This window comes from Rhizobium sp. NZLR1 (assembly GCF_017357385.1).
Taxonomy (GTDB): domain Bacteria; phylum Pseudomonadota; class Alphaproteobacteria; order Rhizobiales; family Rhizobiaceae; genus Rhizobium.
This window is the reverse complement of record NZ_CP071632.1, coordinates 3,776,422-3,799,281: the sequence shown is the minus strand read 5'-3', so window position 1 is coordinate 3,799,281 and position 22,860 is coordinate 3,776,422. Positions and strand designations below refer to the sequence as shown.

The following is a 22,860-nucleotide window of genomic DNA, read 5'->3' as shown; positions in this document are numbered from 1 at the left end:
GCAGCGGACCCTATGGAAAATGTGAATGTGGCGGAGATCGGCTCCACCGAAAAGACGGCCGGCGGTTATGCCTACAGGCTTTCGAGCCCCATGCCGTTTCTCTGGACGATGCTGCTTTTCCTCGTCATCGTCGGCTTTATCGCCGCCATCCTTTTCCGCCAGACGCAGACCGCCTTCATGCACAATCCGGGCCTCAACGGCCTGATCGTCGGCGTTCTCGCGGTCGGAATCATTCTTGTTTTCAACCATGTACTGGCGCTTCGCCCCGAAGTGCGCTGGTTCAACTCGTTCCGCGCCGCCGGCAGCGCCGACAAGGTCAACCGCAATCCGCGGCTGCTTGCGCCGATGCGGGCGCTCATCGGCAGCCGCAAGTCTGCGCTGTCTACGACGACGCTGCGCTCGATCCTCGATTCGATCGCCACCCGCCTCGACGAATCGCGCGATGTCTCGCGCTACCTGATCGGCCTGCTTGTCTTCCTCGGCCTGCTCGGCACCTTCTGGGGCCTCATCGGCACGATCGGTTCGATCAGCATCGTCATTCAGTCGCTCGATGCCGGCTCGAACGGGACGGGGGACGTGCTCTCGGCGCTGAAGGAAGGGCTTTCCACGCCGCTTTCGGGCATGGGCCAGGCCTTCTCCTCCTCGCTGCTCGGCCTCTCCGGTTCTCTCATTCTCGGCTTCCTCGACCTGCAGGCCGGCCGCGCGCAGAATCGGTTCTACATGGAGCTGGAAAACTGGCTCTCATCGGTCACCGATGTCGGTTCCGATCTGGCACCCGCCCTCGAGGCCGTTTCCGGGGCTTCCTCGGAGGACATGCGTGAGCTCTCCGATTATCTGCGCAAGGTCTCCGAAGAGGGCGGCGCCGGCAGCCAGCGCTCCGTCGCTGCCATGGCGAGCCTTGCTGAAGGCATTCAGGGTCTCGTCAAGAACATGCGCAACGAGCAGCAGATGCTGCGCGACTGGATCGAGGCACAGCAGGACGAGGCGAAGGCGATGCGCCGCACGCTCGACCGACTGGCCGAACGCATTGGCGTGCAGGAGCGTGCGGGCGACCGGGGCGAGCGCATGCGCGACCGCGCCAGCCAGACAGAAAAGAGCGAGGGCAAGTAAGCCATGGCTCTTGCCCGCAACCGGCGCCGTGAACGCACGGTGGATTACTGGCCGGGCTTCGTCGACGCGCTGTCGACGCTGCTCATCTCAATCATGTTCCTGCTGACGGTGTTCGTCGTCGGACAGTTCATCCTCAGCCGCGAGATTACCGGACGCGATGAGGTGCTCAGTCGCCTCAACAGCCAGATCAACGAGCTGACGCAGCTTCTTGCGCTCGAAAAGGGCAGCAACCAGGACCTCCAGGATTCGGTCGCCAATCTGCAGGCCTCGCTTGCCAGTGCCGAGGGCGATCGTTCGCGGCTGCAAGCATTGCTGAGTGCCGGATCGGGTGGCCAAGATGCGGCGCAGAAGCGGATCGGCTCGATGACGCAGGAGCTCGACGAGCAGAAGCAGGTGAGCGAGCGGGCGCTCAGCCAGGTCGAACTGCTGAATCAGCAGATCGCCGCGCTTCGCAGCCAGATCGCCGCCGTCGAAGCCGCCCTTCAGGCGTCGGAGCAGAAAGACCGGGTGTCGCAGACCAAGATCGCTGATCTGGGCAGCCGCCTCAATGTTGCGCTCGCCGCGCGCGTCCAGGAGCTGAACCGCTACCGCTCCGACTTCTTCGGCCGTCTGCGCGAGATCCTTTCCGACCGCGAGAATATCCGCATCGTCGGCGATCGGTTCGTCTTCCAATCGGAAGTGCTGTTTCCCTCGGGCGGCGCCGATCTCAACCCGGAGGGGCAGGCCGAAATGGCAAAACTTGCCGCCGCCCTTCTCGACCTTGCCAAGGAAATTCCGCCGGAGATCAACTGGGTGCTGCGCGTCGACGGCCATACTGACAATGTGCCGCTTGGCGGAACCGGCCGCTATCGCGACAATTGGGAACTCTCTTCGGCTCGCGCGATTTCGGTTGTCAAGTTTCTGATCGCACAGGGTGTGCCGGCCGACCGGCTTGTTGCCGCCGGCTTCGGCGAGTTCCAGCCGATCGCGCCGGGCGAAACACCGGATGCACGCGCCACCAACCGCCGCATCGAGCTGAAGCTGACCGAAAAGTGATCAGCTTGGCATGGACTGCCGCGCCTCCTTCAGCCGGTCGGCGAGAAAATCGCGCACCGCGGGGCTGTCGCTGAGGCCGATCGCCGCCATGTAAGCGTCGGCTGCGGCGGCATCGTCGCCGGTCCGTGCCAGAAGAAAGGCTCGCACGGCCCAATAGGGCTGATATGCCGCAACGTCGCGCGGGTCGAGCTTGTCGAGCTGTTCCAGGCCGGCGGCGGCGTTCGAGGCTCTGCCGATCACCGCAGCCTGGCTGACGCGTGCGCCGAGCGTCGGTTTCATCATCACCAGTGCCGCGTAGAGTGTCGTCAGCGCCTGCCAGTCGGTCGTTCCCGAAAGCCGGCGCGCCGCATGCACGGATTGGATCGCCGCCTGGCACTGAAAGGGGCCGAAATGGTCGAAACCTCCGGCCTTGCGCAGCAGGGCATCCGCTTCGGCTATCATGATCGCGTTCCATGCAGCCGTATCTTGCTCGTCCAGCGGCACATATCGGCCATCGCTGTCGCGCCGGGCCTTGTGGCGGGCCTCGCACTGAAGCATCAGCGACAGGAGGCCGATCGCCTCCGGCTCGTCCGGCAGCACCGTCAGAAGCGCCCGGCCGAGCCAGATCGCTTCGCCGGCAAGCGAATGGTGTTCTTCTACGCCGTCGAGACCGTCCCATCCGAGGCCGTAGGCGGCGTAGATCGCCGAAAGCACGGCGGCGAGCCGCCCTGCTAGAGCCGGGCGAGGCGGGATGGCGAAGGGAATGCCGGCATCGCGGATCTTCACCTTGGCCCGCACCAGCCGCTGGCTCATCGTCTCCGGCGAAACGACGAAGGTCCGTGCGATGGTTCTCGCCTCGATGCCGAGAACGGTCTGCAGCATCAGCGCCGTATGCACGGAGCTGTCGATGGCGGGATGGGTGCAGGCGAAGAGCAGCTTCAGCCGCTCATCGGGAAAGACGGCGTGGCCAGCATCATTCATACGTTCCTCCGCCTCCTCGAAGGCGAGCGATATCGTCGTTTGCGCATTGGTCTCGACGGTACGGTGGCGGGCCGCCTGCATGAGGTTGCGGCGCGCGGCCACCAGCAGCCAGGCTTCCGGGTTGCCGGGAACGCCGCGCTCCGGCCAGACACGAAGGGCCGAAGCCAGCGCTTCCGACAATGCGTCTTCCGCCGCCGGCATGTCGCGCGAGCGGGCGGCGAGGAAGGCGATCAGCTTGCCGTAGGACTGTCGCGCTACCTTTTCGGCAGCGCGACCGGCATCGGACGGCATTACCGCCTCACATCTGCAGGCGCGGGCGCACCTCGACCGACCCCTTGTCGGAGATCGGCACGCGGGTCGCCCATTCGAGTGCGGTGTCGATGTCGGGAACGTCGATCAGATAGAAGCCGCCGAGTTGTTCCTTGCCTTCCGGATAGGGTCCGTCTTGAACATCGTGTTCCTGACCTTTGCGACGCACGATCGTGCCGGTCTCCGGGCCTGTCAGCCCGGCGCCTCCGGTCATGATCCCAGCCTGGGCGAGCGCCTTGCTGTAGGCGACCCAGCCGTCGCGATAGGCGGGATCGCTGCGACTGGCGAAATCCTCGGCGGCTTCGCGAATGATAAGAGCATATTGCATGAAAAACTCCTGATCTCGTTGTGGCGTTGATCCGGGCATCGCGATATCGGGAACATCCCGACAGCCGTGACTCCCGGAGGAGCGGTTCAGCCGTTCCGAGACAATGAGGCGCGGCCAACGGCCATTTCGACATGGTTTTCAAGAAATCTGCAAAAAAGAGAAGTGGCGCGGAGATCACAAGCAAATAGGCCGGGCTCGAGGCGCCAGCGCTGCTTATCGGCCGCGCGGAGAGGCAGGGCGGCGTTTCACGCCGCCGCTGCCATCCTGTTCAGGCTTCGGCCTTCGTCTGGTCGATGACGTCGGCACCTGGCGTGTTCTTCTTGATCGATTCGATAGCACTCATGGCGGACGCCTTCGCCTTGTAGCCTTCGGACGAGAACATGGCTTCCCCGTTCGATGCCTTGAAGCGGAAGCGGAACTCGCCGGCCTTATCCTTATAAACTTCGAATTTATACATGGATGTCTCCCGAAACGCTGAATTGCAACCATCAGCGTCAGGGAGGCTAGATCAAAATGGCGAGCTTTTCCACTGCCTTAATTAGAATTGGCTGCTCAGCGTCCAATTGCCACGATTTCCATCGGACGCAAGCGAAAGCGTCTGCGCCGCCGCCGTCACTCCATCTGGATGTTCGCGCCCTTGACCACCGGTCCCCATTTGGCGAGCTCGGCCTTCACATGGGCGCCGAGTTGCTCCGGCGTCGAGCCGACGATGGTGGCGCTGAATTCCTTCATCCTTTCGGCAACGGCGGGGTCTTTAAGCGCCTTATTGGCCGAGGCGTTGAGGCGCATCACGACCTCGCTCGGCGTCTTAGCCGGGGCGAAAAGCGCATTCCAGGTATAGGTCTCGTAACCTGCTATGCCTGACTCGGCGATCGTCGGCACGTCGGGAAAGGAGGGCGCGCGCTCGGCCGTGGTCACTGCCAGCGCCCGCAAAGTGCCGGCCTTGATGTGGCTCGACGAAGAGGGCAGGTTGTCGAACATAATCGGCACCTGATTGCCGATGACGTCGTTCAATGCCGGTCCGGCGCCCTTATAGGGAATGTGCTGCATGCTGACGCCAGCCATGGCTTTGAAGAGCTCGCCGGAAAGATGCAGCGGCGTGCCGTTGCCCGACGAGGCATAGCTGTATTTGTCGGGCTCGGCCTTCAGCAGCGCGACCAGTCCCTGCACGGTCTTTGCCGGCAATTCCGGATTGACGACCAGCACGTTCGGCACGACGACAAGCAGTGAGACCGGCGCGAAATCCTTCTCGGGATCATAGGGGGTCGACTTGAGGATCAGCGGATTGAGCGCGTGGGTCGCGACGGTGCCCATCAGAATGGTGTAGCCGTCAGGTTCAGCACGGGCGACGTTATCCGCGCCGAGATTGCCGCCGGCGCCAGCGACGTTTTGGACGATCACCTGCTGGCCGAGATCCTCCGACATCTTCTGCGCGACGATGCGGGCAACGACATCGGTCGAGCCGCCGGCCGCGAAGGGCACGACCATGGTGATCGCACGATCGGGAAAATCCGCGGCAGCGGCTGATGTGCCGGCGGCAAGGGCCGCAAGCACGCCGAAACCGAGCGCAAGGCCCGCACGTCGCGTCATATCGAAAGGCGCCATTCCTATCTCCTCCCAAGAATTTCGATAGCGATATTCCCCACCCCGGGGAATGTAGAGCTTAGGGCAGGAGGCACGAAAGACAACCGCAGGGAGGTGCGGGGGAGCCAGACTTTATGGGTATTCGGCGACACGTTTCCCGCTCGCGCATCGTCGGACGCTCAGCCGAGAGCATCCCAGTCCGGGGCAAACGGTGGCCGAACGAAGCGTTGATCCTTCAGCAGCGCCGCGACGGCTGCGCGATCCTCGTCGTCGAATCCGAGCTTGCGCAGCCCCACCGATGCTTCTCCGGCGAGGCTGGCCGCTGTCAGTCGGCCGCCTCGGGGCGGCTCTGGCCGACCAGTTCCGCGATGACGCTTGCGAGTGTCACGGTGCCCTTGACCGCCGACTTGCCCTGGTCTTGGAAGGCGATCCAGCCCTCGTTGAAGCCGTCGAGCATGCGGATACGGGACTGCGGGTTCCGAGCGCCCTGAGCGCGGAAGATCTGCTCCCAGCTGTCGCGCGCCAGAATCTCGACCCCGACGGGATGTCCGAGGGCTCTCGTGAAGGCGAAAGCGATGTCTTGCGGCGATACGCGGGCCGGCCCTTCCAATTCGACGACCCGCGTCCCGCTCCAGTTCTCGCGCAAGAGTGCGGCCGCCGTGCGCCCGACATCTTGCGTCGCGACCATCGGAAAGGTTTTGTCGGCCGGCTGCAGGAAGCTGCGCAGGACGCCTTCGTCACGCGCGGCTGGGATGTCCCACAGGGCATTCTCCATGAACCAACTGGGCCGCAGGAAGGTAATCGGCAAACCGAGTTCGCCGAGAGCCTGCTCCAGCAGCGTGCGCTGGGTCAAAAGGTTCTCATGCGGCGCGTCCGCCCCAATGGCCGACAGGCAGACGATCTTGGCGGGACGCGCCTCGGTCAGAGCGGCCACCAGCGCCTCGACCACGCTCCGCGCTTCGGGAAAGCAGGGTTTGGGATCGAATTCCGATGGCGGCAGGATGAAGACGCCCTCGGCACCGCGGAAGGCGGCGGCGAGACTCACCGCATCGTCCATCTCGGCGAGTGCGACCTCGCAGTTCATCGCCGACCATTCGGCCGCCTTGGCCCGGTCACGCAGGACGGCGCGGACGGGCAGCGTGTCGGCAAGCAGGGCGCTAGCGAGGGCGCCGCCGACCTTGCCGGTGATTCCGGTGATTGCGTACATGTCGGTTCTCCTGAAGTTGGGGCTCGCGCGGTGATCAGGCGAGCCCGGCGCGGGGATCGCAGGAAAGCCGGCTGGTAGCCGCTTGCCCACGATGGCGTTGTGGTCCCGCTTTTGTACGCCGCATCATGGAGTGATTCACGCGCATTAATATCAATGTTATAGTGATTAAAAATCACCATCATATCGGGAAGCGTCCTTCCGACATCGACGCTGGCAAGGAGGGATAGAATGGCTTTCGACACGCGGCTTCTAACCGGCGTCGGCGTCCTTGCGGCTGTCACGGAGGCTGGAAATTTCGCGCGGGCGGCCGAGATGCTCGGCCTCACGCCGTCGGGGGTGAGCCGGGCGGTGGCGCGTCTGGAGGCGCGGGTCGGCGTCCGCCTCTTCGACCGCAACCCGCGCGAGGTCAGCCTCACCGAGGAAGGACGGCGCTTCCACGCGCAGGTGATGCCGCTCCTTACCGGTCTCGACGAGGCGGCGGCAGAGGCGGCGGGCGCTGCGGCGGTCGTGCGTGGCCGACTGCGCGTATCCGTTGACCCCTGGTTCGCCCGAATGGTCCTCGCGGCGACGCTCCAGCAGTTTCTGGTGCGTTATCCGCTTCTGTCGGTCGATTTGTTCACCAGCAACTACCGGGAGGAGATGATGGCGGGCGTCGATGTGGCGGTGCGCTTCGGGCCACCGGATGGGTCATCGCTCATCGTGCGCAAGCTCCTCGAAACACCGATCCTGACGGTTGCCGCGCCGGCTTATCTCAAACGCCATGGCCAACCGCGGTCGCCCTATGATCTCGCCCACCACGAGGCGCTCCGCTTCCGCGATCCACAGACGGGATTGCCGTTTCCGTGGGAGTTCCACCGAGGCGGCGAGCTCGTCGAGGTCAAGATGTCCAGCCGGCTGGTGTTGGATGATCCTTCCGTCGCGGTGTCCGCCTGTGTGGCGGGCCAGGGGGTGTTCCAGAGCCTCGCCGTGGGTCTTGCACCCTTCCTGGCACGTGGTGAACTGGTGCGGATCCTTCCGGACTGGTCGGAGGAGCTTTATCCGCTCTATGCTTATCAGCCCTCGCGCCATCTCCCTCCGGCAAAGGTCAGAGCGTTTCTGGACTTCATCCAAGAGATTGCGGCCGGATTGTGAGGCGCTAGTCGTTCATGCGCCCGGAAAACGCGAGTGGCTATTTCGTGGCAGCGAGCACATCCTCGTTGGCGGCGTCGAATTGCAGCCGCGCCAGCCGCGCATAGATGCCGCCATGGCGGATCAGGCTCTGGTGGGTGCCCTCCTCGACGATGCGGCCCTGATCCATGACGAGGATGCGGTCGGCCTTCAATACGGTTGCTAAGCGATGGGCGATGACGAGCGTCGTGCGGCCGTCCACCAGGCCGTCGAGTGCCTTTTGCACCAGCGTCTCGCTTTCGGCGTCTAGCGCGGAGGTCGCCTCGTCGAGCAGCAGCACCGGCGCGTTCTTCAGGATGGCGCGAGCGATGGCGATGCGCTGGCGCTGGCCGCCGGAGAGGGTAATGCCACGTTCGCCGACCTCGGTCTGGTAACCCTGATCCAGCCGCGTGATGAATTCATCGGCCTGGGCCGCAAGGGCTGCTGCGCGGATCTCGTCATGCGAGGCTCCGGGACGGCCGAAGGCGATGTTATCATGGATCGAGGCGGCAAAGATGGTGACATCCTGGGGTACGATGGCAATGCGCTGGCGCAGCTCGTCCGGCGTCGTAAGCTGAGCGTCGACATCGTCGATTTTCACGCTGCCCAGCTGCGGATCGTAGAAGCGCAGCAGCAGCGAGAAGACAGTGCTCTTGCCGGCGCCGGAAGGGCCGACGATGGCGACCGTCTCGCCCGGCGTGATGGCGAAGCTCAACCCATGCAGCGCCGATTTGCCGGGGCGCGAGGGATAGGCAAAGTGCACATCGGCAAATTCGACGCGGCCACAGCCGGGCGAAGGAAGAGCCTGAGGGCTGGCGGGGGCGGCGATCGGCGAGACTTCGTCGAGAAGCTCGGTCAGCCGGTCGGCAGCACCGGCTGCCTGCGAGAGTTCGCCCCAAACCTCCGACAGCGCGCCCAGCGAACCGGCGGAGATGACGGCATAGAGCAGGAACTGGCCGAGCGTGCCGGCCGAAAGCGTCCCGGCGAGCACGCTGTGGGCGCCGACCCAGAGCACGGCGACGACGCTGCCGAAGATCAGCGTGATGGCGATCCCGGTCAGCAACGCGCGCGAGCGGATGGCGGCGCGGGCAGCCTCGTAGGCGGATTCGACGGCGGTGCCGTAGCGCGTCGCTGCGGCATCTTCGCCGTTGAAGGCCTGGACAGTGCGGGTCGCGGCGATCGTCTCGTTGGCGAAGGCGGAGGCACCGGCAAGCGTATCCTGGGCAGCGCGTGAGCGCTTGCGCACCGAGCGGCCGAAGGCGACGAGCGGGAAGACGATCAGCGGGATCGCTCCGATGACAAGGCTGGAAAGCTTCGGCGAAGTGACGATCATCATGCCCATCGCGCCGAGACAAAGGATGAGATTTCTGAGCGCCACCGAGGCTGTGGCGCCGACGGCGGATTTGATCTGCGTCGTATCGGCGGTCAGGCGCGAAACGATTTCGCCGGACTGGTTGACGTCGAAGAAAGAGGGCGACAGCCTCGTCACATGGGAAAAGACATCGCGGCGAAGATCGGCGACAATGCGCTCGCCGATGGTGATGACGAAATAATAGCGCAACGCGCTTGCGACCGCGAGCACGACAGCCATGATCATCAGCATGGCGAAGTAGCTGTTGATGAACCGACCGTCGGACTGGGTGAAGCCATGGTCGATCATGCGACGCACGGCGAGCGGCAGCGCCAGCGAGGTGATGGCGGCAAGCGCCAAGGACATCAACGCGCCAGCCACCAGGCCGCGATACCGTATGACGTAGGGCGTCAGCCTGCCGAGCGGCCGTAGCGACCGCCTCTTGTTTTCCTCAGCCCGTGCCTGCTCTGCCAACTCGTCTCCGATCGCCCGCAGGACCCGCTCAATGCGGCCTGCTGGCTCTTGTTATCTAGGCGTCCTTCATGTATAGGCACCGCATCCTAATGGGAAGCCGTAGCCATCATGACTGCGGCTTCATTTATTCAATCGGTTCTTTGGCCGCAACTGCATGCGGCAAATTGAACTCCGGTAGCGCAGGAAGATTGTTATGAAGGCAGGCATCCATCCCGAATATCACATGATCAAGGTGGTCATGACCGATGGCACCGAATACGAAACCCGCTCGACCTGGGGTTCGGAGGGTGCTGTCATGAACCTCGAAATCGATTCCAAGTCGCATCCGGCCTGGACCGGCGGCAACCAGCAGCTCATGGACCGCGGTGGCCGCGTCTCCAAGTTCAACAAGCGTTTCGGCGGCCTCGGCCTCTAATCGCTTTTGCTCGATGGAATTGAAGAGAGCCCGGTTTTGCCGGGCTTTTTTGCGTTCTCGATGTTCGGAAATAGCTGAGTTAGCAAGCAAATAAAAAACCGGCCGCAGACGCGGCCGGTTTTTATCGAATTCTCGCAGATACGGTCAGTTGTTGCCGAAGGCGGTCTGGAGCAGGGAAAGCTGGGCCTGGACGCTGTTCTGATTGTCATGAACGATCACAGCTTCGGACGGGCGGTAGATCTCGCGGTCGAGCAAGGCGATACGGTTCTGCAGACGCAGCGAGCGCTCAACGAGGTCGCGGAAGGATTCCGGCAGGTCGCCCCAGCCCGGCGCGGCGCGGTCGACGTTGAAGCCATCGAGACGAACCTTGTTCTTCTCGGCCAGCACCTGGTCGCGAGACATTTCGCCATTGTTGACGGCGCGCTGCAACAGCAGCCAGGAGGCCATCTGCATGAGGCGGGTGGTGAGACGCATCGATTCTGCGGCGTAGAGAACCGAAGCCATCCGCGGCAGAACCTTGGAAGCGGCGCGGCCCTGGCCATCCAGATAGGCGGCAGTCTCTTCGACCAGCGACATGCCTTCCGCATAAAGTGCCTTGAACTGCGAGGATGCAGCGGCGCGACCTGCAAAACTGATCGTGTTCAATCCAACTTCCGACATCGCAATAGTCCCTGTTGCACGCAGCTACATATATTCAGGTAACGCGGGCACCGACGGAAAAGTTTCCGAGCCCGGTCTTTATGACTTTAAGATGGTATCATTAGCCCAAATGCGCAAGCCGTTTCTTAAGAAAGGGTTAATCTCCACAGTTTCGTGGAGAAGCGCCGGCCAGAGGAAAAAGAAGAGCCGCAAAAGCGGCTCTCAAGGTAAAACAGGGAGAAAAATCAGACCAATTCACCGCTTGGAAAACTGTCTGAGATCCAGAGAAAATCCGGATGAGTACAGTAATACCTTATAAAGCTTAATAATTTATTAACATTGTGCCGAAGTAAGACTTGAGGCGAACTCGTTTATCCGCCTACAGCTTTGATTTTCGGGGTTTTATCGGACTATGAGCGGAAAAGGCTTTCCGCTGCCTGCCGCCCGGAAGCCTTGCGGGCGGCTTCGGCCTCGAGACGGGCGATCTCCGCCTTCAGCAAATCCACCCGCGCGTTCAGTTCGTCCACCGAAAGCATGGAGAGATCGGCGCCGATCTCGTGGGCGGTCTTCTTCTGCGGCCGGTCGTCATCGATGAAGCTCATGGGTTCTCCTCCGTTGCTGCCTGAAGCATCCTGCCGAAAAGTTACGGAATCGGAATTTAGGCCGATCCGGCCTGAATTCATCCTCAACTCTGTTTTTATGCGTGTCGCTATGCCGGAACCGCTGCACCCTTTCGGGCGACCTGCATTAGCCGAACTTTACAGCGGGATCACCGCTTTCGGGAGACTTCCCGGTTTCAGGCGGTTTGCCAGCGCCGCGATCGGCAAGCGACATGCTTTGCGGTGTCAGCATCGGCGAGGTGCCGGTCGGGATCGTCGTGTAGGCGTCACGATCGCTGGCCGGGACGGCGGCGCGGATGCGGCTCCGGATGATCGCGTAAACGGTGATCAGCACGTGGGCGATGGCGGTGACGAGGAAAAGCGCATGCGGAGTGATCACCGACATGACGGGACCGCCGATCGTCGGGCCGATTACCGTGCCGATGCCGTAGAGCAGCAGCAGTCCACCGGAGACCTTGACGAAATCCTCCGATGCCGCGAAGTCGTTCGCGTGGGCGACGGCGATCGGATAGAGCGTATTGGCCACCGCGCCGTAAAGGACCACGAGCCCAATCAGCAAGGCGGGCGACGTCGGGTGGAGCAAAAAGATCAGCAAGCCGGCAAGGGCGGCGACCCCGGACATGGCAGCGAGCACATAGCGCCGGTCGATGCGATCGGAAAGCCGGCCGGCCGGCAGCTGCATCACGGCGCCGGCGAAGATGGTGGAGCTCATCATGATGGCGATGCTGGTGTCGGAGAGCCCGGCGCCTGCGCCGAAGACGGCGCCGAGCGTACCGTAGGCGCCGTTGGCGATGCCGACGAGCAGAATGCCGAGGCAGGAGACCGGCGAATTGCGATAGAGCGCCGGCAGGTCGAGGCGCACCGCCTTCAGCGGCTGCGGCGAAGCGGCGGTCGAAAGCGTCGTCGGCAGCATGGCAATGCAATAGAAGATGCCGCAGATCATGAACAGCACCGGCGTGCGCACATCCTCGAGCGGGATCATCATCTGGCCGCCGACGACGCCGAGCAGCGTGATGCCGATATAGAGCGAGAAGATCGCGCCGCGGCTTTCGTTGCTGGCGCGCTCGTTCAGCCAGCTTTCGATGATCATCGAGGTGCCCGCCGTGGAGAAGCCGGTGACGGCGCGCAAGACGACCCACCAGACCGGATGGATGAGGATACCGCTGACCAGGGCGATGATGGCGATGATCGAGATAAAGCCGGAGAAGGCGCGCACATGGCCGACGCGGCGCACCAGCTTCGGCGCCACTAGGCAGCCGATGACGAAGCCTCCGGCCCATGAGGTGCCGAGCAGGCCAAGTGTCGTCGTGGCATAGCCTTCGAGATTGCCGCGCACGGGAAGCAGGATGCCCTGCAGGCCGTTGCCCATGAAAAGGAAGAGCGTGCCAAAAAGCAGCGCGGCGACGGACAGAAGGTTTCTCTTCATTTCCCCAGACTCGGTCTCAGTGATTTTGAAATAGACATAAGGCAGGACCTGCGTCAGCCAGCCTCAAGATGATTGATTGTGCCCCGGAATGTCTTTACGGCGTGTGGAGATCCTGTGTTCGCGCGGAAAAATGTCCGTCCTGTGACATTCCGAAAAATGGAAAAAATAAAGCATGACAAAGCTGATAGCCTTGCTGCTCATCCTTGCCATGGCGATACAGGTGATCAAGCCGCTCGGGTTTCCCGGCCTCAGGCGGCGGATGGATTTCTGGAAGATCGCGCTGATCGCTTTCGCCGTCTGGGCATTGGCATTGCTTTCGCGCGACTTCCTGATGTAACCCCTCGATCACATGAACCGGAGGCACGGCCCAAACTGCGGTCGCTAGTCCTGCAGAATAATTTCTCCACGCATGACGGAAACGCAGCGTCCCGAGATGACGACATCGGTGACGATGCCGCCCGATTTCACGACATCGAGGGTGATGACGCTGCGGCGGCCCATTTCGACGCCCTGTTCGACGGTGATGCGGACGTTCATATCGGCGGCCGGCGCAAGCGAAACGAGATAGGCGCCGAGTGCGGCCGAAGCGCTGCCGGTTGCCGGATCTTCGGGCACATTGTCGAGCGGTGCGAACATGCGGGCGCGGATAGTCCACGGATCGTCGGATGCGCGGACATAGAGGAAGAGCGAGAAGTCGTGGCCGCTCGTCGTCTGCCGGCCGGCAGCCGCCTGGAAACCGGTAAGGTTCGGGCGGGCGGCGGCCAGCGCTTCGAGCCCATCCAACTCGGCGACGGCGAAGTTCAGCCCGACGGACGCAAAGACCGGGGCGTGGACGGTGCTGACGACGACGCCGGGTTCGAGCGAGACGCAGCCGGCGATGGTTTCTTCGGCAATGGTCTCGCCGATCGCCAACGGCTGCGGCGCGCGGATGGCGGTGGCCTCGATCCGTCCGTTGTTGCGTTTCAGGCTGACTTCGACGATGCCGGCCTTTTCCTCGAAGCGCAGCTTCTCGCCGACCGGCTTGCCGAAGATCTCCGTCCGCTGGCCGAGCACATAAGCGGTGCCGACATTCGGATGGCCGGCGAAAGGCACTTCCATCGTCGGGGTGAAGATGCGCACGCGGGCGGAATTCTCAGGGTCTTCGGGCGGCAGGACGAAGGTGACTTCGGAATAGTTGAACTCGGTGGCGATCTTCTGCATCGCCGCGTCGGTCAGGCCGCGCGCATCGGAGATGACGGCAAGCGGATTGCCCTCGAAGCGGGTGGAGGTGAAGACATCGACGGTGACGTAGGAGAGGGTGTCCATGGCGGCTCCTGCTGCAGTTGCCGCTATGGATAAGCACGATCTTGCGGCGAGGCGAGCCGCTTTCTTGTCGCCGTGACAATGCAGGAAGGGGCGGCAACATGGTGTTGTCGCCCCTTCTTTATCGGAGTTAAGGCTGCTGAAAAAATCAAGCTGCCTTTTCGAGGTCCTTCTTCCAGCTGCCCTTGGCCGCGAGGCTGTTCATCTCGGCACGGTGGGTGAATTCGCGCTGGCCGGCGGCGACGTTCTCAGGCTTACCGTTCCAGGCCTTGAGGGCGCTGTCCTGCAGGGCGCGGCCGTAGGAGAAGGTGACGAGCCAGGGCAGGTCGGCACTGGAATTGATGGCGGAAAGATGCGCCGTCGCTTCTTCGGTCGTCTGGCCGCCCGACAGGAAGGCGATGCCGGGGACGGCGGGCGGAACGGTCGCCTTCAGAACCTTGACCGTGCGCTCGGCAACTTCCGCGACCGAGGCCTTGCGGGCGTTCTTGCCGTCGATGACCATGTTTGGCTTCAGGATCATGCCTTCGAGGTTGACGCGGGCATCGGCCAGTTCCTCAAAAACGATGCGCAGCGTCGATTCGGTGACTTCGGCGCAGCGGTCGATCGTGTGGTCGCCCGGTTTCCCGTCCATCAGGCATTCCGGCTCGACGATCGGAACGATCCCGGCCTCCTGGCAGAGTGCGGCATAACGAGCAAGCGCCTGAGCGTTGGCGCGGACGGAACCGCGGGTCGGCAATGTCGACGAGATGGCGATGACACCGCGCCACTTGGCGAAGCGGGCGCCGGCTTCATAATAGCGGGCAAGGCGTTCGCCGAGGCCATCGAGGCCTTCGGTGATGGTTTCCGCAGGATATTTCGCCATCGGCTTGGCGCCGGTGTCGACCTTGATGCCGGGAATGGCACCTGCAGCGCGAATGATGTCGACGAAAGGCGTGCCGTCCGCGGCCTTCTGGAAAAGGGTCTCTTCGAAGAGGATGACGCCGGAGATATATTTCTTCATCGCCTCGTCGGAGCGGAAGAGCATCTCCCGGTAGTCACGACGGCTGGTTTCGGTCGATTCCAGGTTGATGGTGTCGAAACGCTTCTTGATGGTGGAGGTCGATTCATCTGCCGCAAGCAGTCCCCGGCCGCCTGCAACCATCTGCACTGCAATGTCTTCCAGTCGTTCGCTCATCTCGTTCTCTCCACAGCATTAAACATCGACGATTTAAGAATATAGGACGGCGATAACAGAAGTTGATAGTGAGGAAAATGGAAGGCTAAGTCATTGAAACGATTGAAATCAATTCAATCGTTTGAATATCTGGGATTTTTTCCACCGGCTGAGCAAAAGACCGCGGAAGGCGCTCTCGCCGCCGCGGTCTATCCACATGTAAAACCAGTCGAATCGGCTTGTGACTATCTGGCGGCGTTGAGGACGGCGACGCCGGGAAGCTCCTTGCCCTCCATCCATTCGAGGAAAGCGCCACCGGCTGTGGAGACATAGGTGAACGCGCCGGCAACGCCGGCATGGTTCAGCGCCGAGACGGTGTCGCCGCCGCCGGCAACGGAGGTGAGCTTGCCGGCTGCAGTGCGCTCCGCGGCGTATTTCGCGGCAGCGACCGTGGCGGCATCGAAGGGCTCGATCTCGAAGGCGCCGAGGGGGCCGTTCCAGACGAGAGTCGAAGCGCGCTCGATCCAGGCGTTGATGGCCTCGACGGATTTCGGCCCGACATCGAGCACCATGGCATCAGCGGGAATGGCGTTGATATCGACTGTCTCATTGGCGGCACCCGCCTTGAACTCCCGGGCAATCACGCCGTCTTCCGGCAGGATGATGGCGCAGCCGGCGGTCGCGGCCTCGATCATGATCTGCTTGGCGGTTTCGGCGAGATCATGTTCGCAGAGCGACTTGCCGACATTGGTGCCGCGGGCGGCGATGAAAGTATTGGCCATGCCGCCGCCGATGACGAGCGCATCGACCTTCTTCACGAGGTTCATCAGGAGGTCGATCTTGGTCGAGACCTTGGCGCCGCCGACGATCGCGACGACAGGGCGGGCGGGATCACCCAGACCCTTTTCCAGCGCCACCAGTTCGGCCTGCATGGTGCGGCCGGCATAGGCCGGCAGGTGGTGGGCGAGGCCCTCGGTCGAGGCATGGGCGCGGTGGGCGGCGGAGAAGGCGTCGTTGACATAGATGTCGCCGTTGGCAGCAAGCGACTTGGTGAAGTCGGGGTCGTTCTTTTCTTCGCCCTTGTGGAAGCGGGTGTTTTCCAGAAGCAGGATATCGCCGTCATTCATCGCCGCGACGGCGGAGGCGGCCGCCTCGCCGATGCAATCGGACGCCGTCAGCACGGCATGATCGAGCACTTCCTCGACCGAAGGGGCGATCAGCGACAGCGACAGGTCCGGCGAAGGGCCGTCCTTCGGCCGGCCGAAATGAGCAAGCAGGATCACCTTGGCGCCCTTCTCGGACAGTTCGAGGATCGTCGGCGCCACACGCTCGATGCGCGTCGTATCGGTGACCTTGCCATCCTTGACCGGGACATTGAGATCGACGCGGACGAGAACGCGCTTGCCGCGGATGTCGGAAAGATCGTCGAGGGTCTTGAAAGAAGGCATGGGGAAATCCAGTCTTGGTTGGCGGAAGTTGCGGCGACCATAGCAAGGATCATTTGAGACGCAAGGCGTTCAACGGCCGTTTTCGCGTGTGCCTTCGTCACGTCGGGGCGGTGCTTTCGCCGCGATTTCGGAGGCGGCGGTTTCGCGGCTTCGGCGCCCTTTCAGCCGGTCGCGGATGCGTTGGATGATGTCCTTGAGATTGATGAAGATTGGCAGCGTGATCGCTGGTTCGACCGCTTCGAGCGACATTCCGACGGAGGTGATGTGGTCGTGCTCGTCGAGATCGCGGACGATGAGAATGATGGAGCCGAGACGGACGCGGTCGGCATAATCGGCCTTACCGCCGAGGCGCTGACGCATCAATTCGGCGATCGTCAGGCCCTTTTCCGTTTCGTTGAGCAGGCCGGGGCCATAGGCGGCGTCGAGATCGGCGGCGGGGCGGGCAGGTGAGAGCGCGAAGGCTCCGAAAAAATCGGCATCGTCCTCATCCACTGGCGCACGGCTGGCGAAGAGCCGGTCGAGCAGGCGGGAGTAGCTCGGCACGATGAAGAGGTAGACGAGATCGTTCTCGCGCAGCCGCCCGGCATATTGGTAGCGCATCGACTTGCCGTCGCGGATCACCAGCGAAGGCGTCGCCCAACGCGGGATGCGTTCGCCACGCAGCACTGGACTATCCTTGATGACGCGGTAGGAGAGCAGTTCGTGGTTGGCCGCGCCCGGCAGGTCGACCTCGACCTTATCGACGGCACCGATGCGCGGCGGAATGATCAGGCCGAGCTTCTTGGCGACGGGCTTGATCGTCCAGCCCTGGAGGAGCAGCGAGACCAGCACAATAATGAAGGCCGTGTTGAAATAGATTTGTCCGTTCTCAAGCCCGCCGAGGATGGGCATGATGGCAAGCAGAATGGAGACGGCGCCACGCAGGCCGACCCAGGCAACGAAGCCGATTTCCTGCTGCGTGTAATCAAACGGGAGCAGCGACAGCCAGACCGCCAACGGCCGGGCGACAAAGGTCAGGAAGAGGGCAAGCAGAATGGCGGGCACGATGATGACCGGGAATTGCGACGGCGTCGCAAGCAGGCCGAGCACCAGGAACATGATGATCTGCGCCAGCCAGGTCATGCCGTCCTGGAAGCGTTTGATGGTGCCGATCGCCTGCATCTTGCGGTTTCCGGCGTAAATGCCGGCGACATAGACGGCGAGGAAGCCGCTGCCGCCGACCGCGCCGGTGAAGGAGAAGACGAGAAGGGCAAGCGCCAGCACGAAGATCGGCGTCAGGCCGCGATCGGTGTCCAGCTTACTGACGATCAGCACGATCATCATGCCGCCGAGCAGGCCGAGGATGACGCCGAGGCCCATCTGCTGCACGAACATGGCGAGCATGCCGATATTGATGCCGGCGGAACGCTCGCCGCTCGCCAGCACCTCGACAAGGGCGATGGTGAGGAAGATCGCCATCGGGTCGTTGGTGCCGGATTCGACCTCCAGCGTTGAGCGCACCTTGTCGCGGATGTTGATGCCGCCAATGCGCAGCAGGAAGAAGACGGCGGCGGCATCCGTCGATGCGACGATCGAGCCGAGCAGCAGACCTTCCAGCCAGGTGAAGTTCAAAAGCCACATCGCCGCGAAGGCAAAGAGCGAGGCGGTAATCAGCACGCCGACCGACGCGAGTGCCAGCGAGGGAACGGCCGCCAGGCGGAAGGCCTGCATCGGCGTGCCAAAGCCGGAATCAAACAGGATGACGGCCAGCGCGATAGAGCCGAGAATATAGGCGAGGTAATTGTTGCTGAACTCAATGCCGAGCCCGTCGACGCCGGCGGCAAGGCCGATCATGAGGAAAAGCAGCAGCAGGGGGGCGCCGAAGCGGAAGGCAAGCAGGCTCGAAAAAGCGGCAAGAAGCACGAGCGCCGTCGAGACCAGCACCACGATATAAAACGCTTCCATGCCCACCCCTTTCCATCGACTGCTTGACGAATACAGCCGCCCCGGCCGATCCGCCTTACTCCAACCCCTCCTCACCCGCGGCGGTCCAGTAAACGGCAAAACGTCAGAGAAGGGTAGGCCTTGCGGCTTAACCTCGTCGCGACGCTGCATCATGCTACTGAACGGCTGCCGGACGGCCAACCGACACGGAATGCTACGGGAGAAATTGTCTATAAGGAATGTATCGGAAATTCAGGCGAGAGCAGGGCAAAAGAGACAGGCACGGATTTTTCCTGCCGGTATCTGCGAACGACAACAGGCCAAGCCACGTTTTTGCGTTCACGCGGTGCGTCTGCCTTCTCAATGATGGGAAAAGGGATTGCAGGCGCGCATGCAGAGAGCGGGGCCGCTGCTCTGCTATCCCAACACCGCCTGAAAAATGACGATGGCGAGAAACGAGAGACCGATGAACGCGGCGACCCAGATAACCAGGCGATTGGCCTTTGCAAGCACCGCAGGTCGGACGTCCCGCTTGCGGTGAAACCGCTGCCGCCGCTTGAGCGTGGTGTGGGACAAGCGTTTTTGTGCCTCTGCCATTAATCGCCTCCACTTGGATTATCTTCGCCATTGCGCGGCGCTATGCATCTCGGCAATCTATCACGCTTTGCCAGCGGATTGCCAAGTGATCAATCCTTGCCTGCGGACGGCAACGCCACACCGAACCCGTCGCTTCGGTGTGGCTTTCGAAATCGGAAAACGATGCAGATCGTCGGTCAGTCTTCTGAGTCCTCGCCCACGTCGGTCAGATCCGCGACCGGGACCAGGAAAACGACGAACTCGTCCTCGATGGTCCGTTCCGGATCATCGTCGAATTCATAGGCGTGCTCGACTTCGCTGGCCTCCTCGGCGGTTGCCTTGCGCAGGCTGAGCACCGCTTTACGGTCCCACAGGGGTTTGCCTTCGGATTCCAGGATGGTCAGATCGTCACGAAAGTCTTCCGCCTCGAAGAAATGGGTCGCTTCCTCGTGATTTTCGGAGCGAAAGCTGGCAACGGCACGGCCGGCGATTTCTACGGTAAAGTAATCCATCCATCTCTCTCATATCAGCGACACTGCCGCCGCACGGTATTGGTGTTCCGCGCCTGGCCGGTGGCCGATGCGGCGCGAGGAAACTGGGCATTTTGGAATGTCCAGGCGAGTTATCCTAACAGATCTCATCTCTGCAATGGACGAAAAGATACCAGTGCGGAAAGGTTGGTTTCGTTTGCGGCATGGCAACAAAAAGCGGCCCGGTTTCCCGGGCCGCTTGCATGTCGATGCCTTAAGAGCGCTCAGATGAGCTTGGCAAACGCAACAGCCGTGTCGGACATGCGGCTGGAGAAGCCCCATTCATTGTCGTACCAGGACAGGACGCGCACGAAATTACCTTCCATGACTTTAGTCTGATCGGTTGCTAAGATCGAGGAGTGGCTGTCGTGGTTGAAGTCACGGGAGACGAGCGGCTCGTCGGTGTAGCCGAGGACGCCCTTCAGCTTGCCATTTGCGGCAGCCATGATGGCTTCGTTGATTTCGCCAACGCTGGTGGCCTTCTTGGCGACGAACTTGAAGTCGACGACGGAAACGTTCGGGGTCGGAACGCGGATCGAGGTGCCGTCGAGCTTGCCCTTCAGATGCGGCAGAACGAGGCCGACTGCCTTGGCAGCGCCTGTCGAGGTCGGGATCATCGAAAGAGCGGCGGCGCGGGCGCGATACAGGTCCTTGTGCATCGTGTCGAGCGTCGGCTGGTCGCCGGTGTAGGAGTGGATCGTCGTCATGAAGCCGTGGTCGATGCCGACGGCGTCGTCGAGGATCTTTACAACCGGCACCAGGCAGTTTGTCGTGCAGGACGCGTTGGAGATGACCATGTGCTCCTTGGTGAGCTGGTCATGATTGACGCCGAAGACGACAGTCAGATCGGCGCCGTCTGCAGGTGCCGAAACGATGACGCGCTTGGCGCCGGCCGTCAGGTGGGCGGCAGCCTTGTCACGGGAGGTGAAGATGCCGGTGCATTCCATCGCGATGTCGACGCCGAGTTCGCGGTGCGGAAGTGTCGCCGGATCCTTGATGGCGGTGACCTTGATCGGCTTGCCGTTGCCGACGATGATCGAGTCTCCCTCGACTTTCACGGTGGCCGGGAAGCGACCGTGGATCGAGTCGTAGCGCAGCAGGTGGGCATTGGTTTCGACGGGGCCGAGGTCGTTGATGGCGACGACTTCGATGTCGGTGCGGCCGGATTCGACGATGGCGCGAAGGACGTTGCGGCCAATGCGGCCGAAGCCGTTGATGGCAACCTTGACTGTCATGTTCATTCACTCCCGATAGAGTAGGGCCCGATACAGCCGGGCCTGGAATTGAGGAGATGGAGAGCGCCTCAAGGCGCCCTCATTAAAGCTTTGCTTCCGCGGCCGCAACGACGGCGTCGGTGGTGATGCCGAAATGCTTGTAAACGTCCTTCACCGGGCCGGAAGCGCCGAAGCCCTTCATACCGACGAAAGTGCCTTCCGGTCCGATAAAGGCATCCCAGCCTTCGCGGACGGCGGCTTCGACGGCAATCTTTACCGGTGAGTTGCCGAGGATTTCCTTGCGATAGGCGTCCGGCTGCTCGAAGAACAGTTCCGTGCAGGGAACCGATACGACGCGCACCGTGACACCCTTGGCTTCAAGGGCTGCGCGGGCGGCGACGGCGATTTCGACTTCTGAACCGGAGGCGAAGATCGTCACTTTGGCGTCGGCATTGCCGGCCAGCGTATAAGCGCCCTGTTCGCAGAGGTTCTTTTCGCTGTATTCGGTGCGAGACGCAGTGAGGTTCTGGCGCGTCAGAGCAAGGCCCGAAGGACGGTTGTGCGTCTTGATGGCGATCTGCCAGCATTCCGCCGTTTCCGTGGCGTCGGCCGGACGGAAGATCATCAGGTTCGGGATGGCACGCAGACCGGCGAGCTGTTCGACCGGCTGGTGCGTCGGGCCGTCTTCGCCGACGCCGATCGAGTCATGCGTCAGGACATGGATGACACGGATGCCCATCAGCGAAGCAAGGCGGATCGGCGGGCGGCAATAATCCGTGAAGATCAGGAAGCCGCCGCTATACGGGATCAGTCCGCCGTGCAGCGCAATGCCGTTCATCGCAGAGGCCATGCCGTGCTCGCGGATGCCCCAATGCATGTAACGGCCGGCGAAATCCGTCGGCGTGATCGAGTGCATCTGGCTGGTTTTGGTGTTGTTCGACGGCGTCAGGTCGGCGGAGCCGCCGAGCGTTTCCGGCAGGAAGCCGTTGATGACCTCGAGCGCGTCTTCCGAAGCCTTGCGAGTGGCAACGGTCGGCTTGGTCTCGGCAAGCTTCTTCTTGAAGGCGCTGATTGCGGCATCGAAGCCTTCCGGCAGCTCGCCTGCCATGCGGCGGGTGAATTCGGCCTTGGCCGGAGCCTTGGCCAGACCCTGTTCCCAGGCGTTGACGAGATCGACGGAGCGGGCGCCGGCTGCACGCCAGGTATCCAAGACGTCCGACGGGATGACGAAGGGCTCAGATTCCCAGTTCAGCGCCTTGCGCGTGGCGGCGATTTCCTCGGCACCAAGCGGGTTGCCGTGGACCTTATGGGTGCCCTGCTTGTTCGGGGCGCCGAAGCCGATGATCGTCTTGCAGGCGATGAAGGTCGGCCGGTCGGACTTGTGGGCAGCCTCGATCGCTTCGGCGACGGCAGCCTGATCGTGACCGTCGATCTCGATCGTGTTCCAATGAACGGCCTTGAAACGGGCGACCTGATCGGTGGAATCCGAGAGAGACACGGCGCCGTCGATGGTGATCGAGTTGTTGTCCCAGAACAGAACGAGCTTGTTGAGCTTCAGGTGGCCGGCGAGCGCGATGGCTTCGTGGCTGATGCCCTCCATCAGGCAGCCGTCGCCGCAGATCGCATAGGTATAGTGATCCTGAAGATCGGCGCCGAATTCCTCGCGCATCTTGCGTTCGGCAATCGCCATGCCGACGGAATTGGCAATACCCTGGCCGAGCGGACCGGTCGTCGTTTCGATGCCGGTCGCGTGACCGTATTCCGGATGACCGGCAGTCTTCGAGCCGAGCTGACGGAACTGCTTCAGATCTTCGATAGTCATGTCAGGATAACCGGTCAAATACAGCAGCGAATAGAGCAGCATCGAGCCATGGCCGGCCGAGAGTACGAAGCGATCGCGGTTCGGCCAGTGCGGCTTCTTCGGATCGAACTTCAGATATTTGGTGAACAGGACCGTTGCCACATCAGCCATGCCCATCGGCATGCCGGGGTGGCCGGAGTTCGCTTTTTCAACGGCGTCCATGGCGAGAAAACGGATTGCATTCGCCATCCGGTCGTGTTGTTCGGGAGAGGTCATGGCTTTTCCGCAAGTTCCGGGTGTCGGGGGATG

22 protein-coding genes are annotated in these 22,860 nt (G+C 62.4%); 5 read left to right on the top strand and 17 right to left on the bottom strand.

Features of this window, described 5'->3' with window-relative positions:
• The first annotated feature begins 12 nt into the window (after positions 1 to 12).
• Positions 13 to 1,110 carry a flagellar motor protein MotA gene (locus J3O30_RS18770; protein ID WP_207581714.1) on the top strand — a complete coding sequence of 366 codons (1,098 nt, stop codon included), beginning with the start codon at positions 13 to 15 and terminating at the stop codon, positions 1,108 to 1,110.
• Between the two features lie 3 nt (positions 1,111 to 1,113).
• Positions 1,114 to 2,145, top strand: coding sequence for a peptidoglycan -binding protein (locus J3O30_RS18765; RefSeq protein WP_207581713.1), 1,032 nt, complete (start codon positions 1,114 to 1,116; stop codon positions 2,143 to 2,145).
• Here J3O30_RS18765 and J3O30_RS18760 read toward each other — a convergent pair whose 3' ends face one another.
• The 5 genes from J3O30_RS18760 to J3O30_RS18735 form a co-directional block, all read right to left on the bottom strand.
• Complete coding sequence (locus J3O30_RS18760) at positions 2,146 to 3,396, bottom strand: DUF6596 domain-containing protein (RefSeq protein WP_207581712.1); 1,251 nt, start codon at positions 3,394 to 3,396, stop codon at positions 2,146 to 2,148.
• Positions 3,397 to 3,403: 7 nt separating this feature from the next.
• Positions 3,404 to 3,742, bottom strand: a complete 339-nt coding sequence (locus J3O30_RS18755; RefSeq protein ID WP_207581711.1) for a YciI family protein — start codon at positions 3,740 to 3,742, stop codon at positions 3,404 to 3,406.
• 268 nt (positions 3,743 to 4,010) lie between these two features.
• Complete coding sequence (locus tag J3O30_RS18750) at positions 4,011 to 4,199, bottom strand: YegP family protein (RefSeq protein ID WP_007631484.1); 189 nt, start codon at positions 4,197 to 4,199, stop codon at positions 4,011 to 4,013.
• Positions 4,200 to 4,354: 155 nt separating this feature from the next.
• A complete protein-coding gene (locus tag J3O30_RS18745) occupies positions 4,355 to 5,347 on the bottom strand; it encodes a tripartite tricarboxylate transporter substrate binding protein (protein WP_207581710.1) in 993 nt (330 codons plus the stop codon).
• Between the two features lie 304 nt (positions 5,348 to 5,651).
• The gene (locus J3O30_RS18735) at positions 5,652 to 6,533 is read right to left on the bottom strand and encodes an NmrA family NAD(P)-binding protein (RefSeq protein WP_207581709.1); all 882 of its coding nucleotides are present in this window, start codon (positions 6,531 to 6,533) and stop codon (positions 5,652 to 5,654) included.
• A 228-nt stretch (positions 6,534 to 6,761) separates the two neighbouring features.
• Between J3O30_RS18735 and J3O30_RS18730 the strand changes: the two genes are divergently transcribed.
• The gene (locus tag J3O30_RS18730) at positions 6,762 to 7,664 is read left to right on the top strand and encodes a LysR family transcriptional regulator (RefSeq protein ID WP_207581708.1); all 903 of its coding nucleotides are present in this window, start codon (positions 6,762 to 6,764) and stop codon (positions 7,662 to 7,664) included.
• Positions 7,665 to 7,701: 37 nt separating this feature from the next.
• Here J3O30_RS18730 and J3O30_RS18725 read toward each other — a convergent pair whose 3' ends face one another.
• The gene (locus tag J3O30_RS18725) at positions 7,702 to 9,504 is read right to left on the bottom strand and encodes an ABC transporter transmembrane domain-containing protein (protein WP_207581707.1); all 1,803 of its coding nucleotides are present in this window, start codon (positions 9,502 to 9,504) and stop codon (positions 7,702 to 7,704) included.
• 193 nt (positions 9,505 to 9,697) lie between these two features.
• Here J3O30_RS18725 and rpmE point away from each other — a divergent pair, with 193 nt between their 5' ends.
• Complete coding sequence (gene rpmE / locus J3O30_RS18720; RefSeq protein ID WP_003542805.1) at positions 9,698 to 9,919, top strand: 50S ribosomal protein L31; 222 nt, start codon at positions 9,698 to 9,700, stop codon at positions 9,917 to 9,919.
• 144 nt (positions 9,920 to 10,063) lie between these two features.
• Here rpmE and J3O30_RS18715 read toward each other — a convergent pair whose 3' ends face one another.
• The 3 genes from J3O30_RS18715 to J3O30_RS18705 all read right to left on the bottom strand — a co-directional run bounded on the left by J3O30_RS18715 (position 10,064) and on the right by J3O30_RS18705 (position 12,604).
• Positions 10,064 to 10,579 (bottom strand): DUF1465 family protein, encoded by a 516-nt coding sequence (locus J3O30_RS18715; protein WP_003542804.1) that lies wholly within the window; start codon positions 10,577 to 10,579, stop codon positions 10,064 to 10,066.
• 389 nt (positions 10,580 to 10,968) lie between these two features.
• A complete protein-coding gene (locus J3O30_RS18710; protein ID WP_207581706.1) occupies positions 10,969 to 11,160 on the bottom strand; it encodes a DUF1192 domain-containing protein in 192 nt (63 codons plus the stop codon).
• Positions 11,161 to 11,305: 145 nt separating this feature from the next.
• Positions 11,306 to 12,604, bottom strand: a complete 1,299-nt coding sequence (locus J3O30_RS18705; protein WP_207581705.1) for an MFS transporter — start codon at positions 12,602 to 12,604, stop codon at positions 11,306 to 11,308.
• 172 nt (positions 12,605 to 12,776) lie between these two features.
• Here J3O30_RS18705 and J3O30_RS18700 point away from each other — a divergent pair, with 172 nt between their 5' ends.
• Positions 12,777 to 12,941 (top strand): hypothetical protein, encoded by a 165-nt coding sequence (locus J3O30_RS18700; RefSeq protein WP_207581704.1) that lies wholly within the window; start codon positions 12,777 to 12,779, stop codon positions 12,939 to 12,941.
• A gap of 44 nt (positions 12,942 to 12,985) precedes the next feature.
• On the opposite strand, the gene J3O30_RS18695 is transcribed toward J3O30_RS18700, so the two are convergent.
• From J3O30_RS18695 to tkt, 8 genes are all read right to left on the bottom strand, one after another.
• Positions 12,986 to 13,909, bottom strand: coding sequence for a PhzF family phenazine biosynthesis protein (locus tag J3O30_RS18695; protein ID WP_207581703.1), 924 nt, complete (start codon positions 13,907 to 13,909; stop codon positions 12,986 to 12,988).
• Positions 13,910 to 14,054: 145 nt separating this feature from the next.
• Positions 14,055 to 15,080, bottom strand: coding sequence for a class I fructose-bisphosphate aldolase (locus J3O30_RS18690; protein WP_207581702.1), 1,026 nt, complete (start codon positions 15,078 to 15,080; stop codon positions 14,055 to 14,057).
• A 224-nt stretch (positions 15,081 to 15,304) separates the two neighbouring features.
• Positions 15,305 to 16,507: a phosphoglycerate kinase gene (locus tag J3O30_RS18685; protein ID WP_207581701.1), complete on the bottom strand. Its 1,203-nt coding sequence runs from the start codon at positions 16,505 to 16,507 to the stop codon at positions 15,305 to 15,307.
• A 69-nt stretch (positions 16,508 to 16,576) separates the two neighbouring features.
• The gene (locus tag J3O30_RS18680) at positions 16,577 to 18,451 is read right to left on the bottom strand and encodes a potassium/proton antiporter (RefSeq protein WP_207581700.1); all 1,875 of its coding nucleotides are present in this window, start codon (positions 18,449 to 18,451) and stop codon (positions 16,577 to 16,579) included.
• A gap of 396 nt (positions 18,452 to 18,847) precedes the next feature.
• Positions 18,848 to 19,027, bottom strand: a complete 180-nt coding sequence (locus tag J3O30_RS18675) for a hypothetical protein (protein ID WP_207581699.1) — start codon at positions 19,025 to 19,027, stop codon at positions 18,848 to 18,850.
• A 176-nt stretch (positions 19,028 to 19,203) separates the two neighbouring features.
• Complete coding sequence (locus J3O30_RS18670; RefSeq protein WP_207581698.1) at positions 19,204 to 19,518, bottom strand: hypothetical protein; 315 nt, start codon at positions 19,516 to 19,518, stop codon at positions 19,204 to 19,206.
• A gap of 242 nt (positions 19,519 to 19,760) precedes the next feature.
• A complete protein-coding gene (gene gap / locus J3O30_RS18665) occupies positions 19,761 to 20,771 on the bottom strand; it encodes a type I glyceraldehyde-3-phosphate dehydrogenase (protein WP_207581697.1) in 1,011 nt (336 codons plus the stop codon).
• An 82-nt stretch (positions 20,772 to 20,853) separates the two neighbouring features.
• On the bottom strand, positions 20,854 to 22,827 hold the full coding sequence (gene tkt / locus J3O30_RS18660; protein ID WP_207581696.1) for a transketolase: 1,974 nt from the start codon (positions 22,825 to 22,827) through the stop codon (positions 20,854 to 20,856).
• Between the last annotated feature and the right edge of the window lie 33 nt (positions 22,828 to 22,860).

Coding starts and splice junctions, on each gene's coding strand:
- J3O30_RS18770 (WP_207581714.1), top strand. CDS start 13: ATGGAAAATGTGAATGTGGCGGAGATCGGCTCCACCGAAAAGACGGCC.
- J3O30_RS18765 (WP_207581713.1), top strand. CDS start 1,114: ATGGCTCTTGCCCGCAACCGGCGCCGTGAACGCACGGTGGATTACTGG.
- J3O30_RS18760 (WP_207581712.1), bottom strand. CDS start 3,396: ATGCCGTCCGATGCCGGTCGCGCTGCCGAAAAGGTAGCGCGACAGTCC.
- J3O30_RS18755 (WP_207581711.1), bottom strand. CDS start 3,742: ATGCAATATGCTCTTATCATTCGCGAAGCCGCCGAGGATTTCGCCAGT.
- J3O30_RS18750 (WP_007631484.1), bottom strand. CDS start 4,199: ATGTATAAATTCGAAGTTTATAAGGATAAGGCCGGCGAGTTCCGCTTC.
- J3O30_RS18745 (WP_207581710.1), bottom strand. CDS start 5,347: ATGGCGCCTTTCGATATGACGCGACGTGCGGGCCTTGCGCTCGGTTTC.
- J3O30_RS18735 (WP_207581709.1), bottom strand. CDS start 6,533: ATGTACGCAATCACCGGAATCACCGGCAAGGTCGGCGGCGCCCTCGCT.
- J3O30_RS18730 (WP_207581708.1), top strand. CDS start 6,762: ATGGCTTTCGACACGCGGCTTCTAACCGGCGTCGGCGTCCTTGCGGCT.
- rpmE (WP_003542805.1), top strand. CDS start 9,698: ATGAAGGCAGGCATCCATCCCGAATATCACATGATCAAGGTGGTCATG.
- J3O30_RS18715 (WP_003542804.1), bottom strand. CDS start 10,579: ATGTCGGAAGTTGGATTGAACACGATCAGTTTTGCAGGTCGCGCCGCT.
- J3O30_RS18710 (WP_207581706.1), bottom strand. CDS start 11,160: ATGAGCTTCATCGATGACGACCGGCCGCAGAAGAAGACCGCCCACGAG.
- J3O30_RS18705 (WP_207581705.1), bottom strand. CDS start 12,604: ATGAAGAGAAACCTTCTGTCCGTCGCCGCGCTGCTTTTTGGCACGCTC.
- J3O30_RS18700 (WP_207581704.1), top strand. CDS start 12,777: ATGACAAAGCTGATAGCCTTGCTGCTCATCCTTGCCATGGCGATACAG.
- J3O30_RS18695 (WP_207581703.1), bottom strand. CDS start 13,909: ATGGACACCCTCTCCTACGTCACCGTCGATGTCTTCACCTCCACCCGC.
- J3O30_RS18690 (WP_207581702.1), bottom strand. CDS start 15,080: ATGAGCGAACGACTGGAAGACATTGCAGTGCAGATGGTTGCAGGCGGC.
- J3O30_RS18685 (WP_207581701.1), bottom strand. CDS start 16,507: ATGCCTTCTTTCAAGACCCTCGACGATCTTTCCGACATCCGCGGCAAG.
- J3O30_RS18680 (WP_207581700.1), bottom strand. CDS start 18,451: ATGGAAGCGTTTTATATCGTGGTGCTGGTCTCGACGGCGCTCGTGCTT.
- J3O30_RS18675 (WP_207581699.1), bottom strand. CDS start 19,027: ATGGCAGAGGCACAAAAACGCTTGTCCCACACCACGCTCAAGCGGCGG.
- J3O30_RS18670 (WP_207581698.1), bottom strand. CDS start 19,518: ATGGATTACTTTACCGTAGAAATCGCCGGCCGTGCCGTTGCCAGCTTT.
- gap (WP_207581697.1), bottom strand. CDS start 20,771: ATGACAGTCAAGGTTGCCATCAACGGCTTCGGCCGCATTGGCCGCAAC.
- tkt (WP_207581696.1), bottom strand. CDS start 22,827: ATGACCTCTCCCGAACAACACGACCGGATGGCGAATGCAATCCGTTTT.